7 protein-coding genes, 2 tRNA genes and 3 rRNA genes are annotated in these 15,637 nt (G+C 41.7%); 10 read left to right on the forward strand and 2 right to left on the reverse strand.

Annotation, left to right across the window (positions count from 1 at the left end; all coding sequences use genetic code 11):
* Positions 1 to 84 precede the first annotated feature (84 nt).
* The 6 genes from gmhB to rrf all read left to right on the forward strand — a co-directional run bounded on the left by gmhB (position 85) and on the right by rrf (position 6,544).
* The gene (gmhB, locus tag IHV77_RS07475; RefSeq protein ID WP_194813251.1) at positions 85 to 636 is read left to right on the forward strand and encodes a D-glycero-beta-D-manno-heptose 1,7-bisphosphate 7-phosphatase; all 552 of its coding nucleotides are present in this window, start codon (positions 85 to 87) and stop codon (positions 634 to 636) included.
* A gap of 380 nt (positions 637 to 1,016) precedes the next feature.
* Positions 1,017 to 2,550: ribosomal RNA gene (locus IHV77_RS07480) — 16S ribosomal RNA — on the forward strand.
* An 83-nt stretch (positions 2,551 to 2,633) separates the two neighbouring features.
* A tRNA-Ile gene (locus IHV77_RS07485) sits at positions 2,634 to 2,710 on the forward strand.
* A gap of 89 nt (positions 2,711 to 2,799) precedes the next feature.
* Positions 2,800 to 2,875: transfer RNA gene (locus tag IHV77_RS07490), tRNA-Ala, on the forward strand.
* Positions 2,876 to 3,234: 359 nt separating this feature from the next.
* Positions 3,235 to 6,243, forward strand: a 23S ribosomal RNA gene (locus IHV77_RS07495).
* 185 nt (positions 6,244 to 6,428) lie between these two features.
* Positions 6,429 to 6,544 (forward strand): 5S ribosomal RNA (rrf, locus tag IHV77_RS07500).
* The 16S, 23S and 5S rRNA genes sit together here with 2 tRNA genes alongside, the layout of an rRNA operon.
* 317 nt (positions 6,545 to 6,861) lie before the next feature.
* On the opposite strand, the gene IHV77_RS07505 is transcribed toward rrf, so the two are convergent.
* A complete protein-coding gene (locus IHV77_RS07505; RefSeq protein ID WP_194811369.1) occupies positions 6,862 to 7,575 on the reverse strand; it encodes a UTRA domain-containing protein in 714 nt (237 codons plus the stop codon).
* A 195-nt stretch (positions 7,576 to 7,770) separates the two neighbouring features.
* On the opposite strand from IHV77_RS07505, the gene malQ reads away from it, so the two are divergent.
* The 4 genes from malQ to IHV77_RS07525 are packed head-to-tail and all read left to right on the forward strand — an operon-like array spanning position 7,771 to position 14,021.
* Positions 7,771 to 9,267 (forward strand): 4-alpha-glucanotransferase, encoded by a 1,497-nt coding sequence (gene malQ / locus IHV77_RS07510; protein WP_194811370.1) that lies wholly within the window; start codon positions 7,771 to 7,773, stop codon positions 9,265 to 9,267.
* 10 nt (positions 9,268 to 9,277) lie between these two features.
* Complete coding sequence (glgP, locus tag IHV77_RS07515) at positions 9,278 to 11,545, forward strand: glycogen/starch/alpha-glucan family phosphorylase (protein WP_194811371.1); 2,268 nt, start codon at positions 9,278 to 9,280, stop codon at positions 11,543 to 11,545.
* A gap of 9 nt (positions 11,546 to 11,554) precedes the next feature.
* Positions 11,555 to 12,346, forward strand: coding sequence for an endonuclease/exonuclease/phosphatase family protein (locus tag IHV77_RS07520; RefSeq protein ID WP_194811372.1), 792 nt, complete (start codon positions 11,555 to 11,557; stop codon positions 12,344 to 12,346).
* A 10-nt stretch (positions 12,347 to 12,356) separates the two neighbouring features.
* Entirely contained in the window at positions 12,357 to 14,021 is a 1,665-nt protein-coding gene (locus tag IHV77_RS07525; RefSeq protein ID WP_194811373.1) for a PTS transporter subunit IIBC, read from the forward strand.
* A 106-nt stretch (positions 14,022 to 14,127) separates the two neighbouring features.
* On the opposite strand, the gene gorA is transcribed toward IHV77_RS07525, so the two are convergent.
* On the reverse strand, positions 14,128 to 15,501 hold the full coding sequence (gene gorA, locus IHV77_RS07530) for a glutathione-disulfide reductase (protein WP_194811374.1): 1,374 nt from the start codon (positions 15,499 to 15,501) through the stop codon (positions 14,128 to 14,130).
* Between the last annotated feature and the right edge of the window lie 136 nt (positions 15,502 to 15,637).

Raw genomic sequence — 15,637 nt, forward strand, 5'->3', positions numbered from 1 at the left:
ATAATGCCAAAGGAAGTTTTTCAATTCGTGATATTATTATCGGTACAATTACAATAATGAAGCGAATATTTAAAGGAGATGAAAATGCATAAAGCGGTATTTCTTGATCGCGATGGAACCTTAAATGTTGACTATGGCTATGTGCACGAAATTGATAATTTTAAATTTATTGATGGGGTGATTGATACATTGCGCGAATTAAAGGCAATGGGGTATTTGTTAGTATTGGTCACGAATCAATCAGGCATCGCACGAGGGTATTTTTCCGAAGATCAATTTTTGCAATTAACGGAGTGGATGGATTGGTCATTGGCAGAGCAAGGTGTGGATTTCGACGGTATTTATTATTGCCCGCATCATCCTAATGGTAAAGGTGAATATAAGGAAAATTGCGACTGTCGCAAACCAAAATCCGGTATGCTGTTACAGGCGATTCAAGAATTAGAAATCGATCCGCAGCGATCTATTATGGTAGGGGATAAAATTGATGATCTTAAGGCAGGGATCGGAGCGATGGTAAAAACGAATGTGCTGGTACGTACAGGGAAGGCGATAACGGAAGAGGGAGAGCGTTTGGCAGATTATGTTCTGGATTCACTTATAGATCTGCCTCGCATATTAAAAAATACACACTAAAATAGTAAAATTCACTTAAAGTTCATACGGATTGCACAAGAGTTAATCAAAAGATCAAAAAATTAAAATTTTTTACAAAAATCCCTTGCAAGACAAAAATTTTTGCCTATAATGCGCACCACACAACGACGCGCTGTTGTGAACGATTTAAAATTGCAGTGCGTCGTTTTATTTTCGCCTTATTTTGAGCGTGTTGTTTTGAATTGGCGAATGGCTCTTTAACAATGTATCAGACAATCTGTGTGGGCACTTGTTGATTGACTTGTTTAAAATAATTTTTAATTTTGAAGTCTTAATAGGTGCTTAACTTGAGATTCATTTTTACCTTATTTTTCAAGGTGAATAATTTTTTAGTCAGTATTTATTGAGCGATTGAACTTGAATTGAAGAGTTTGATCATGGCTCAGATTGAACGCTGGCGGCAGGCTTAACACATGCAAGTCGAACGGTAGCGGGAAGGAGCTTGCTTCTTTTCGTGAGAGTGGCGGACGGGTGAGTAATGCTTGGGAATCTGGCTTATGGAGGGGGATAACTACTGGAAACGGTAGCTAATACCGCGTAATGTCTATGGACTAAAGGGGGCGTTTGCTCTTGCCATAAGATGAGCCCAAGTGGGATTAGGTAGTTGGTGGGGTAATGGCCTACCAAGCCTGCGATCTCTAGCTGGTCTGAGAGGATGGCCAGCCACACCGGGACTGAGACACGGCCCGGACTCCTACGGGAGGCAGCAGTGGGGAATATTGCGCAATGGGGGGAACCCTGACGCAGCCATGCCGCGTGAATGAAGAAGGCCTTCGGGTTGTAAAGTTCTTTCGGTGATGAGGAAGGGATTGTGGTTAATACCCACAGTCATTGACGTTAATTACAGAAGAAGCACCGGCTAACTCCGTGCCAGCAGCCGCGGTAATACGGAGGGTGCGAGCGTTAATCGGAATAACTGGGCGTAAAGGGCACGCAGGCGGCTATTTAAGTGAGGTGTGAAATCCCCGGGCTTAACCTGGGAATTGCATTTCATACTGGGTAGCTAGAGTACTTTAGGGAGGGGTAGAATTCCACGTGTAGCGGTGAAATGCGTAGAGATGTGGAGGAATACCGAAGGCGAAGGCAGCCCCTTGGGAATGTACTGACGCTCATGTGCGAAAGCGTGGGGAGCAAACAGGATTAGATACCCTGGTAGTCCACGCTGTAAACGCTGTCGATTTGGGGATTGGGCTTTAAGCTTGGTGCCCGTAGCTAACGTGATAAATCGACCGCCTGGGGAGTACGGCCGCAAGGTTAAAACTCAAATGAATTGACGGGGGCCCGCACAAGCGGTGGAGCATGTGGTTTAATTCGATGCAACGCGAAGAACCTTACCTACTCTTGACATCCTCAGAATCCGATAGAGATATTGGAGTGCCTTTGGGAACTGAGAGACAGGTGCTGCATGGCTGTCGTCAGCTCGTGTTGTGAAATGTTGGGTTAAGTCCCGCAACGAGCGCAACCCTTATCCTTTGTTGCCAGCGACTTGGTCGGGAACTCAAAGGAGACTGCCGGTGATAAACCGGAGGAAGGTGGGGATGACGTCAAGTCATCATGGCCCTTACGAGTAGGGCTACACACGTGCTACAATGGCGTATACAGAGGGAAGCGAGGCAGCGATGCGGAGCGAATCTCACAAAGTACGTCTAAGTCCGGATTGGAGTCTGCAACTCGACTCCATGAAGTCGGAATCGCTAGTAATCGCGAATCAGAATGTCGCGGTGAATACGTTCCCGGGCCTTGTACACACCGCCCGTCACACCATGGGAGTGGGTTGTACCAGAAGTAGATAGCTTAACCGTAAGGGGGGCGTTTACCACGGTATGATTCATGACTGGGGTGAAGTCGTAACAAGGTAACCGTAGGGGAACCTGCGGTTGGATCACCTCCTTACCTATAGCGAGCGATAGCAAGTGTTCACACAGATTGGCTGATGGATTGTAGACAAGAGAGAGCAGAAAAATCGCATTACCCTTGGGTCTGTAGCTCAGGTGGTTAGAGCGCACCCCTGATAAGGGTGAGGTCGGTGGTTCAAGTCCACTCAGACCCACCACTCTGAGAGTGAGTGAAAAGGCGTAATGGAAAGGTTCGTAACAAGGTGTAGTGTTATCTAGACTGTTTTTATGAACAAAATGATGAAAAGGGGATATAGCTCAGCTGGGAGAGCGCCTGCCTTGCACGCAGGAGGTCAGCGGTTCGATCCCGCTTATCTCCACCACTTATCATCGTTAAGTAAATTGTTTTGATAGAAATACGAAGGGAAAGAGAGTTAAGGACAAAGAAAAAATAAGTAGGCAATACTGATTTTTAGCTAAACTTATCTTGTCCTGCCCTATATTTTTTATCTTCTCCTTGAGTTTATTTAACGATGATAACTGAAAAAAGATTATCTCACTGTTCTTTAACAAATTGGAAACAAGCTGAAAAACTGAAGAGACTTCTGTCGGGGCGAAAGCCCTGAGACAAGCAAGTCTGAGTAGTAAAAATCTTGATTGAACAAAAGCAATCAAGTGTTTAGTTAGATTAAGTAACGGCTTAAGTGTTAAACGGAAATTGTAAAAACACTTGAGGTTGTATAGTTAAGTGACTAAGCGTACAAGGTGGATGCCTTGGCAATCAGAGGCGAAGAAGGACGTGCTAATCTGCGAAAAGCTCGGATGAGTCGATAAGAGGCGTATAATCCGAGATATCCGAATGGGGAAACCCAGTAGATGAAGAATCTACTATCTTATTATGAATCCATAGTAATAAGAGGCAAACCGGGAGAACTGAAACATCTAAGTACCCCGAGGAAAAGAAATCAACCGAGATTCCGTAAGTAGCGGCGAGCGAAAGCGGAGGAGCCGTCAGTGATAGCAGTGTATTAAGAAGAATCAACTGGGAAGTTGAACGAAACAGGGTGATAGTCCCGTATTCGAATAGTGCATTGTGGTACTAGGCTGACAACAAGTAGGGCGGGACACGTGATATCCTGTCTGAATATGGGGGGACCATCCTCCAAGGCTAAATACTCCTGATTGACCGATAGTGAACCAGTACTGTGAAGGAAAGGCGAAAAGAACCCCGGCGAGGGGAGTGAAATAGAACCTGAAACCTTGTACGTACAAGCAGTGGGAGCCCCATCACTCAATCGTATTGAGTGGTAGCAATTCCAAAGGAAATAACCGCACTTTAATGGTTAATTTTTGCGAAGCAAAAATTCAACCATCCCCAATAAGCAGTGGGATTGAGTGATGGGGTGACTGCGTACCTTTTGTATAATGGGTCAGCGACTTATATTTTGTAGCGAGGTTAACCGCATAGGGGAGCCGAAGGGAAACCGAGTCTTAACTGGGCGATATAGTTGCAAGGTATAGACCCGAAACCCGGTGATCTAGCCATGGGCAGGTTGAAGGTTGGGTAACACTAACTGGAGGACCGAACCGACTAATGTTGAAAAATTAGCGGATGACTTGTGGCTGGGGGTGAAAGGCCAATCAAACCGGGAGATAGCTGGTTCTCCCCGAAATCTATTTAGGTAGAGCCTTGAGCGGACACCTTCGGGGGTAGAGCACTGTTTCGGCTAGGGGGCCATCCCGGCTTACCAACCCGATGCAAACTGCGAATACCGAAGAGTGATACTCAGGAGACACACGGCGGGTGCTAACGTCCGTCGTGGAGAGGGAAACAACCCAGACCGCCAGCTAAGGTCCCAAAGTTTATATTAAGTGGGAAACGAAGTGGGAAGGCTTAGACAGCTAGGATGTTGGCTTAGAAGCAGCCACCATTTAAAGAAAGCGTAATAGCTCACTAGTCGAGTCGGCCTGCGCGGAAGATGTAACGGGGCTCAAATATAGCACCGAAGCTGCGGCATCAGGATTTATCCTGTTGGGTAGGGGAGCGTTGTGTAAGCGGAAGAAGGTGAATCGAGAGGTTTGCTGGACGTATCACAAGTGCGAATGCTGACATAAGTAACGATAAAACGGGTGAAAAACCCGTTCGCCGGAAGACCAAGGTTTCCTGTCCAACGTTAATCGGGGCAGGGTGAGTCGGCCCCTAAGGCGAGGCTGAAAAGCGTAGTCGATGGGAAACGGGTTAATATTCCCGTACTTGGTAAAGCTGCGATGTGGGGACGGAGCAGGTTAGGCAAGCAAGGTGTTGGAAATCCTTGTTTAAGGTCGTAGGTGGGAAGTTTAGGCAAATCCGGACATCCTTAACACCGAGAGCTGATGACGATTGTCTACGGACAAGAAGTTGCCGATACCACACTTCCAGGAAAAGCCACTAAGCTTCAGGCTTTACTAAACCGTACTGAAAACCGACACAGGTGGTCAGGTAGAGAATACTCAGGCGCTTGAGAGAACTCGGGTGAAGGAACTAGGCAAAATAGCACCGTAACTTCGGGAGAAGGTGCGCCGGCGTAGATTGTAGTGATTTACTCACGAAGGTTGAACCGGTCGAAGTGACCCGCTGGCTGCAACTGTTTATTAAAAACACAGCACTCTGCAAACACGAAAGTGGACGTATAGGGTGTGATGCCTGCCCGGTGCTGGAAGGTTAATTGATGGTGTAATCGCAAGAGAAGCACCTGATCGAAGCCCCAGTAAACGGCGGCCGTAACTATAACGGTCCTAAGGTAGCGAAATTCCTTGTCGGGTAAGTTCCGACCTGCACGAATGGCATAATGATGGCCAGGCTGTCTCCACCCGAGACTCAGTGAAATTGAAATCGCCGTGAAGATGCGGTGTACCCGCGGCTAGACGGAAAGACCCCGTGAACCTTTACTATAGCTTGACACTGAACCTTGAATTTTGATGTGTAGGATAGGTGGGAGACGTTGAAGCGGTAACGCCAGTTATCGTGGAGTCGGCCTTGAAATACCACCCTTTAACGTTTGATGTTCTAACGAAGAATCCGAAACGGGTTCTCGGACAGTGTCTGGTGGGTAGTTTGACTGGGGCGGTCTCCTCCCAAAGCGTAACGGAGGAGCACGAAGGTTTGCTAATGACGGTCGGACATCGTCAGGTTAGTGCAATGGTATAAGCAAGCTTAACTGCGAGACGGACAAGTCGAGCAGGTACGAAAGTAGGTCATAGTGATCCGGTGGTTCTGCATGGAAGGGCCATCGCTCAACGGATAAAAGGTACTCCGGGGATAACAGGCTGATACCGCCCAAGAGTTCATATCGACGGCGGTGTTTGGCACCTCGATGTCGGCTCATCACATCCTGGGGCTGAAGTAGGTCCCAAGGGTATGGCTGTTCGCCATTTAAAGTGGTACGCGAGCTGGGTTTAGAACGTCGTGAGACAGTTCGGTCCCTATCTGCCGTGGGCGTTGGAGAATTGAGAGGGGCTGCTCCTAGTACGAGAGGACCGGAGTGGACGCACCACTGGTGTACGGGTTGTGTCGCCAGACGCATTGCCCGGTAGCTAAGTGCGGAAGAGATAAGTGCTGAAAGCATCTAAGCACGAAACTTGCCTCGAGATGAGTTCTCCCAGTCTTTAAGACTGTAAGGGTTGTTTGAGACTAAGACGTAGATAGGCACCATGTGTAAGTGTTGCGAGACATTGAGCTAAGGTGTACTAATTGCCCGAGAGGCTTAACTATACAACGCTCAAGTGTTTTTGGAGCGGAATAACTAAATAAGAAAGCTTAAGAGCGTTCAGGAAAGATTTTTCAGCTTGTGGACAATTTAATAAGCGGATGAAGTCAAATAAGACGGAAGACGAAGAAAAGGAAATGAAGAACGGATAGGTAGAGAAGAGAGAGAATTAAGGTTATCGAAGAATTATCCCGGCGGCGATAGTGCGGTGGTCCCACCTGACCCCATACCGAACTCAGAAGTGAAATGCCGTAATGCCGATGGTAGTGTGGGGTCTCCCCATGTGAGAGTAGGGCACCGCCGGGTTCAAATAAAACAGCAAGCCCCTTGGACTGATAAAGTTCGAGGGGTTTTGCTTTTGGGCTCATCACTTACTTAGACTCACTTACTTTTTACCCCTTCTTTTACTTACCGAGAGTGAAAATGCGCGTTGAAAACTCCCCCTGATGTCTCTGTCCTATTTATTTTTAATCAATCTCTTGCTTGCCTACATAAAAAGAGTGACCAAAAAATTCCCCCCTCTTACTATGTTGGTTTAGTTAGTCCAACTTTAGGGGCAGATTAATTTTGACCGCCCTTTTTATATTTTTTACGCCTACAGTCCACAGAGTTTATCTAGTTCATTATCCATGACGTTTAGCTATTGAGGCAAAAATAATTTTATCGGGGCGATAGCTTATACTACCGTATTGAAACGGACGCCCATCGGCTAAGTAAGTTGTGCTAGTTACACTCACAACCATATTGTATTCACCAAGATCCATCGCATTCTTTTCTTCTTCATTTGCATATCGAAACACTATCTCTCGTTGCGAATAACTAATATTTAGCCCCAATTCTCCCTCTAAATATTGATAAATAGATTGTTCGGCTATATCACGGTTAATAAAAGGCACAATTCGGCGATCAAAATAGGAAATTTCATATTCTACGGATTGTCCGTCAATTTCACGTATGCGGCCTATACGGTAAAAGTCGATTTGATCATTTACGTTAAAAATACGCATTAAATCTTTTTCGCCCTGCACGATATATAAACTTGTTAAGGTTGTTTTAACATTATGCGTTAAAGTGCGGTTTAATTCACCGACGGTTTTAATTTCAGAAAGTACCTGTGGTTTTAGTAAGTTACGTTCCAGAACAATGGAATTTCGCCCTTGCTGTTTCTGAATATAGCCGTCTATTTCAAGCATGGACAATGCCTTACGAATGGTATCCTTTGAAAAACCGTAATCTTTCATTAACTCACTTTCACTTGGCAGCTCCTGCTTTGCGGATAAGGCTCCGCCTGTAATTTTGTTTTTTATATCGTTATAAACTTTTTTGTATTTACTCATTATTTCAAGTACCGATTTTTTATCTCTCTAATTCTTAGTTCAAAAGCATATCATAAACTCATCAGATTACACTTATAGTTTTCGTGATCAAAATCACACTTTTACGAAAATGTAATATCTTTTACGTAAAAGTCATTGCATAAAATAAAGTTTGGGTTAAAATCGCCGACAATTCTTACTTTTAGAGGAAATATTATGCTTACTCGTTCAAGTGGTGTTTTAATGCACATCACCTCATTACCAAATTCCTTTGGAATCGGTAGTTTTGGACAGTCGGCCTATGATTTTGTCGATTTTTTAGTAGAAACCCGACAAACTTATTGGCAAATTCTTCCATTAACGACCACAAGCTACGGTGATTCCCCCTACCAATCTTTTTCTGCTGTTGCCGGCAATACACACTTAATTGATTTTGAATTATTAAGCCAAGCGGGGCTACTAGAAGAAACGGATTATGCCTCAACAAACTTTGGTGATGATCCGACACAAATTGATTATGAGCGAATTTTTTATGCCCGCCGCCCGATTTTAGAAATCGCCGTAAAAAATTTCTTAGTTAATGACGGCTTGAAAGCAGAGTTTAAAAACTTTGAAAAAAACAACCGCACTTGGTTGGAAGATTATGCCGAATTTATGGCAATTAAAGAATATTTTGGCAACAAGGCACTTCAAGACTGGGAAGATAAACGGGCTGTAACTCGAGATCCGAAAGCGTTGGAAAGGTATCGCTCAATGTTAGCCGAATCTATTCGGTATTTTAAAGTAACACAATACTTTTTCTTTCAACAATGGTTAGCATTAAAAAATTACGCTAATCGAAAAGGCATTAAAATCATTGGCGATATGCCTATTTATGTCGCTTCGGATAGTGTTGAAGTTTGGACAAAACCGGAATTGTTTCAATTGGATGCAGGGCGTAATCCATTGTTTGTTGCGGGCGTTCCCGCCGATCAATTCAGTGCAACCGGACAGCTTTGGGGAAATCCCCTTTATGATTGGAATGAACACAAAAAACAAGGCTATGCTTGGTGGATTCACCGCATTGAAGAAAGTTTTAAAATTTATGATGTTCTTCGTATCGATCATTTCAAAGGCTTTTCAGACTACTGGCGAATTGACGGGAAAGCGGATATTGCCAAATATGGTAGTTGGCAACCGGGTCCCGGCTATGATTTATTTGAAGCGGTAAAACAAAAATTAGGTGATTTACCAATCATTGCAGAAGATCTCGGGAATATTGACGATAAAGCAAGAAAATTGCTCGCTGATTGCGGTTATCCGGGAATGAAAATTTTGCAATTCGGCTTTGAGGATGTGAGCGGCGAAAGTTTAGATAGTCCGCATTATAATATTCCTCATTCCATTACCTATATAGGAACCCATGATAATGATGTCATCAACGGCTGGTATAACGCTTTAACGCCTGAACAGCAAGAATATATCAATGATTACACCCACCGAGGAGAAAATGAATCCGTTTGTCAGGCAATGATTCGTCAATTATTGGCAACCGTCAGCAATACGGTGATTGTAACGATGCAAGACATTTTAGACTTGCCGACAAGTTCAAGAATGAATGTGCCCTCTACGATAGGAGGGAACTGGCAATGGCGAATGCAAAGAGAGGATTTAACTCAAAACAAAAAAGCATTCTTAACTCATATGACCACTTTATATCAAAGAGCTAATTAAGGAAAAAACAATGATCAAATTTAGTACGTTTGTGCAAACTGCAACAAATAAAACACTTGGAGAATTAAGCGATCAGGATATTTACGTACAACTATTAAACTACGTAAAAACAATTTCTGAAAGTAAACCGAAAAATAGCGGAAAACGTAAAGTTTATTATATTTCTGCTGAATTTCTCATTGGTAAATTATTATCTAATAATTTAATTAATCTTGGTGTATATCAGGATATTAAAATTGAGCTGGCTAATGCAGGAAAATCATTAAGCCATATTGAAGATATTGAGCCGGAACCCTCTCTAGGTAATGGTGGGTTAGGTCGTTTAGCTTCTTGTTTTATTGATTCCATGTCAACCCTTGGTTTAAATGCGGAAGGGGTAGGATTAAACTACCATTGCGGTTTATTTAAACAAGTATTCAGACATAACGAACAACAAACCGAACCGAATTATTGGATAGAAAAAAATTCTTGGTTAATTCCAACAGAAATTAGCTATGAAGTTCCATTTAAAAACTTCACACTAAAGTCTAAATTAGATCGTATTGATATATTGGGTTATCAAAAAGAAACTAAAAATTATCTTAATCTATTTGATATTCAATCAATTAATCATAATTTGATTAAAGAAGGTATTGAATTTGATAAAACCAAGATTCAAGAAAATTTAACACTATTCCTTTATCCTGATGATTCTGATAAAAGCGGAGAACTATTACGTATCTATCAGCAGTATTTTATGGTATCGAATGCCGCACAGTTATTAATTGATGAAGCGATTGAACGAGGTAGTAATCTACACGATCTAGCAGATTATGCTTATGTGCAGATTAATGATACCCATCCTTCTATGGTGATTCCTGAGTTGATCCGCTTATTAACGGAAAAACATCAAATTGAATTTACTGAAGCCGTTAATATCGTACGTAATATGGTCGGTTATACCAACCATACTATTCTTGCTGAAGCCCTAGAAAAATGGCCTTTAGCTTATTTAGATGAAGTTATCCCTCATTTAGTAGTTATTATCAAAAAACTAGACGAATTAGTATGTACTGAATATACGGATCCTAAATTACAAATTATTGATAGCGAAAATCGTGTTCATATGGCTCATATGGATATTCATTTTTCAAATTCTGTAAATGGTGTTGCTGCACTACATACGGAAATCTTAAAAAACTCGGAACTTAAAGACTTTTATAAGATTTACCCTAATAAGTTTAACAATAAAACAAATGGCATTACTTTTCGCCGCTGGTTAGAGTTTTCTAATCAAGAATTGGCTGCTTATATTAAACAGCTTATTGGTGATAGCTATTTACAAGACGCAACACAATTAGAAAAACTACTTGAATTTAAAGATGATAAGAATGTACATAAAAACTTATCGGAAATTAAGTTAAAAAATAAACTGGCATTAAAAACGTACCTTAAAGAAAATAAAGGTATTGAATTAGATGAGAATTCTATTATTGATACGCAAATAAAACGTTTTCACGAATATAAACGCCAGCAAATGAATGCACTTTATGTGATTCATAAATACCTTGAAATTAAAGCAGGTAAGTTACCGAAACGTAAGATTACTATCGTTTTTGGTGGAAAAGCGGCACCAGCTTATATCATCGCACAAGATATTATTCATTTAATTCTTTGTTTATCTGAGTTGATTAATAATGATCCTGAAATAAACAAGTATTTGAATGTTCATTTAGTGGAAAACTACAATGTGAGCGTTGCAGAGAAATTAATTCCTGCAACAGATATTTCAGAGCAAATTTCCCTTGCTTCAAAAGAAGCCTCTGGCACAGGTAATATGAAATTTATGCTCAACGGTGCGCTCACCTTAGGCACGATGGATGGCGCGAATGTTGAAATTGCCGAGTTAGCCGGCTCAGAAAATATTTACACTTTTGGTAAAGATTCACAAAGTATCATTAAACTTTATGAAACTGCCGGCTATGTTTCAAAGGATTATTATGAAAGCGATAAAAATATCAAACGTGCGGTAGATTTCATTCTTAATCCAAAACTGGTCAAACTAGGCAATTTAACGCGTTTAGAGCGTCTTTATAATGAATTATTGAGTAAAGACTGGTTTATGACCTTAATTGACTTTGATGCTTATGTTGCAGCAAAAGAAAAAATTTTTGCGGATTATGAAGATCAAGACAGCTGGAATAAAAAAGTTATTCAGAATATTGCGAAAGCAGGATTCTTTTCCTCAGATCGCACCATCGCACAGTATAACGCCGATATTTGGCATTGCGAGCGTTAAGAGAAGAAGATGAAACTACTTACCCTAAATGTACATGCTTGGTTAGAAGATAACCAAGCAGAAAAAATAGCGATAGTTGCTCAAACGATTGTGGAAAAAGGCTATGACGTTATCGCCTTGCAAGAAGTCAATCAACTGATCTCTGCTCCTACAATTTCACAAGCTTTAAAGGAGGATAATTATGGCGTGATGTTATTGCGTCAGGTTAATCAGCTAGTTGAACGAAAATATTCGTTATTTTGGAGTAATTCGCATATCGGCTACGATAAATATGATGAAGGTATTGCATTTTTAACCCATTTACCGGTTTATGAAGTCGATCCTTTTTATTGTAGCCAACATCAGCAACCGGATTCTATTCTTTCCCGTAAAATTTTGGGATTAACCTTAGAATATCAGGGGCAACTTGTGGATTGTTATTCCTGCCATATCAATTTGCCTAACGCTCAAGGCGAAAATCAGCTCGACAATATTCGAACTATTGTTGAGCGTAGTCAAAGTAGCAATCTAAAAATTCTAATGGGTGATTTTAATACCGATGCGATAACCGATCCTCAATCCTATCAAAATATCAAAGCTTTAGGCTTGTTTGATAGCTATGAAATGGCGGTACAAAAAGATACGGGGATTACGGTAGAAAAAGCCATTGATGGTTGGCGCAATCACAGCGAAGAAAAACGGTTGGATTATATTTTTTTAAATCAAGCCAAAAGGGTTTTATCTAGTCAGGTCATTTTTAATGGCAAAAATAAACCTGTTGTTTCCGATCATTTTGGTTTGGAAGTGGAGCTCATATTGTAGGAGAATAAAAATGAAAAAATTGCTTAGTTTCGAATTCTGGCAAAAATTCGGCAAGTGCCTTATGGTGGTGATAGCGGTAATGCCGGCGGCAGGTTTGATGGTAAGTATCGGTAACTCATTGCCTTTACTTAGCGATGCAGAATGGCTAGCCCGTGTTGGTAATATTATCGCACAAATCGGTTGGGGAATTATCGGCAACCTTCATTTATTGTTTGCCCTCGCCATTGGTGGGAGTTGGGCAAATGAACGTGCAGGTGGTGCATTTGCCGCAGGTCTTGCTTTTATTTTAATTAACTTAATCACCGGACATTTTTTCGGTGTAAAAATTGAAATGCTCAATGATCCGAATGCTCATGTCAGCACAGTGTTTGCAGGCGATATTCCGGTAGCGAACTATTTTGTCAATATATTGGGACAACCCGCATTAAATATGGGCGTATTCGTTGGAATTATTGCCGGTTTCGTTGGCGCAACAACCTTTAATCGTTACTATAATTTCCGTAAATTACCTGAAATTCTCACCTTTTTTAACGGTAAACGCTTTGTACCTTTTGTGGTGATTTACCGCTCCGTATTGGTGGCAATACTTTTGGCATTATTCTGGCCATTAGTACAGACTGGAATCAATCATTTTGGTCAATGGATCGCTAACTCGCAAAACTCCGCACCAATTTTAGCGCCTTTTATTTATGGAACCTTAGAACGTCTATTACTCCCTTTCGGATTACATCATATGCTCACCATACCAATGAATTACACTTCGTTAGGCGGTACATATGAATTTTTAACCGGTGCACAAAAAGGGGTACAAGTATTCGGACAAGATCCGTTATGGTTGGCTTGGATCTCCGATTTAATCAATCTAAAAGATGCCGGTCAATTCGCACAATATAATGATTTACTCTCAACGATTACTCCTGCACGCTTCAAAGTAGGACAAATGATCGGTTCTAGCGGTATTTTAATGGGGATTACCTTGGCAATGTATGTGAATGTCGATCCTGATAAGAAAAAAATCTACAAAGGTATTTTCCTTTCCTCAGCGCTTGCCGTCTTTTTAACCGGAGTAACCGAACCTATCGAGTATATGTTTATGTTCGTTGCGATGCCACTTTATATTGTCTATGCTTTAGTACAAGGAAGTGCCTTTGCAATGGCGGATATCGTAAATCTACGTATGCATTCGTTCGGTAATATCGAATTTTTAACCCGTACACCAATGGCGATTAAAGCGGGAATCGGTATGGATGTTATCAACTTTATCTGGGTGTCCGTTCTTTTTGCCGTAGCGATGTTCTTTATTGCGAATTTTATGATTAAAAAATTCAATTTAGCAACCGCGGGACGCAACGGCAACTACGATGCAAAAAATTCTGAAGAAACGGTTGACAACGAAACAAAAGTTGCGAATGCCAGCGCACAGGTTGTGCAGATCGTCAACCTACTCGGCGGACGTAATAACATCGTTGATGTTGATGCTTGTATGACACGTTTACGTATTACCGTACACAATGCGGATTTAGTGGGCGATGAAGCAAGCTGGAAACAAGCGGGTGCAATGGGCTTTATTGTCAAAGGCACCGGTATTCAGGCAATTTATGGTCCGAAGGCCGATGTACTGAAATCGGATATTCAAGATCTGCTAAGATCAGGAGTTGAAATTCCTAAAATTTAATCTCCCCATTTGGTGGCTAACAAAAGTGCGGTCAATTTTAACCGCACTTTTTTCGTTTTCAGAAAAATATCAATATTGTGTAGTCGCTACACAATATTGAAAAAGATTAACGCATTGTGACAAATTCCTCAGAGCCTGTCGGGTGAATGGCTACGGTATTATCAAAGTCTGCTTTAGTTGCCCCCATTTTAATAGCAACGGCAAAACCTTGAATCATTTCATCCACACCAAAACCAATACCGTGCAGACCGACAATTTTTTCATCTTTACCCGCACAGACTAATTTCATACGACAAGGTTGACGATGCTGAGTTACCGCCGTGTACATTGCGGTGAAGGAAGATTTATACACTTTCACATTTTCTTCACCATATTGTTCAATCGCTTGTGGCTCGGTTAGACCCACCGTACCAATCGGTGGATGGCTAAATACAACTGTCGGCACAAGGTTATAGTCTAAATGTTCATTCGGCTTGTTGTTAAATAAACGTTCAGATAAACGACGACCTGCCGCCACCGCCACCGGCGTTAACTCAATACCGCCTTCAGTAATATCGCCCACGGCATAAATGCCTTTTACGTTCGTATTTTGATATTTATCAACCTTGATATACCCGCGTTCGTTCGTTTCTACACCCACATTTTCTAAACCAATCTTATCGGTTGCCGGCTCACGACCTGCTGCCCAAATAACACAATCTACGGTAATGCCGCGCTCGTGATCAAACTTAACGGTTAAAGAACCATCTTCATTTTTAATGATTTCTTCTACGGTAGTATGCTTATGCAAAGTGATTCCGTCTTGTTCCAGCACCTCAAGCAAGGTATCGACAATCATCGGATCTTGATTACGCATTGGCGCATGACGGCGCACAACCAAATGTGTATCGGAACCTAGGCTATTTAACACTCCGGCAAGTTCTACGGCGATATAGCCGGCACCAACGATTGCTACGCGTTTCGGCACTTCCGTTAATGCAAAGAATCCGTCGGAATCAATGCCATATTCTTGTCCCTTAATTGAATGAGGACGGAACGGACGACCACCGGTTGCAATTAAAATATGATCCGCAGTAACCCGCTCCGTTGAACCGTCAGTAAAGGTTACTTCAATAGTGTGAGCATCAACAAACTTACCAAAACCATTAATCACATCAATGTTATTTTTACCAAGCACGTTATTATAAGAGGTGTGAATACGACTGATATAATCCTGACGACTTTTAACAAGTCTTTCAAAATCAAATTTTTTTACATCGACATCAAAACCATAATCCGGTGCATAGTGATTAATCGCTTCGGCGATTTGCGCACTATAGAACATCACTTTTTTCGGCACACAACCTACGTTCACACAAGTTCCGCCTAAATATTTCGCTTCAATAATCGCACATTTTTTACCATAGTTTGCCGCACGATTGATAGAAGCAATACCGCCACTACCGCCGCCAATAGCAATGTAATCATAATGTTTAGTCATAATTTGATCCTTTTTAAATACAAGAATTTTCTATATTCTGCCGAAAATCAATCAATAAAGCCATAGATTAATGTGATTGGAAATGTCTATATTGAAGAAAAAGTGCGGTCAAATTCGACCGCACTTTAAACGCATA

It is taken from the genome of Rodentibacter haemolyticus (assembly GCF_015356115.1).
Lineage (GTDB): Bacteria > Pseudomonadota > Gammaproteobacteria > Enterobacterales > Pasteurellaceae > Rodentibacter > Rodentibacter haemolyticus.

What these genes read in the sequence shown, in the direction of transcription:
- IHV77_RS07520 (WP_194811372.1), top strand. Translation starts at nt 11,555, where the DNA reads ATGAAACTACTTACCCTAAATGTACATGCTTGGTTAGAAGATAACCAA.
- IHV77_RS07505 (WP_194811369.1), bottom strand. Translation starts at nt 7,575, where the DNA reads ATGAGTAAATACAAAAAAGTTTATAACGATATAAAAAACAAAATTACA.
- malQ (WP_194811370.1), top strand. Translation starts at nt 7,771, where the DNA reads ATGCTTACTCGTTCAAGTGGTGTTTTAATGCACATCACCTCATTACCA.
- IHV77_RS07525 (WP_194811373.1), top strand. Translation starts at nt 12,357, where the DNA reads ATGAAAAAATTGCTTAGTTTCGAATTCTGGCAAAAATTCGGCAAGTGC.
- glgP (WP_194811371.1), top strand. Translation starts at nt 9,278, where the DNA reads ATGATCAAATTTAGTACGTTTGTGCAAACTGCAACAAATAAAACACTT.
- gmhB (WP_194813251.1), top strand. Translation starts at nt 85, where the DNA reads ATGCATAAAGCGGTATTTCTTGATCGCGATGGAACCTTAAATGTTGAC.
- gorA (WP_194811374.1), bottom strand. Translation starts at nt 15,501, where the DNA reads ATGACTAAACATTATGATTACATTGCTATTGGCGGCGGTAGTGGCGGT.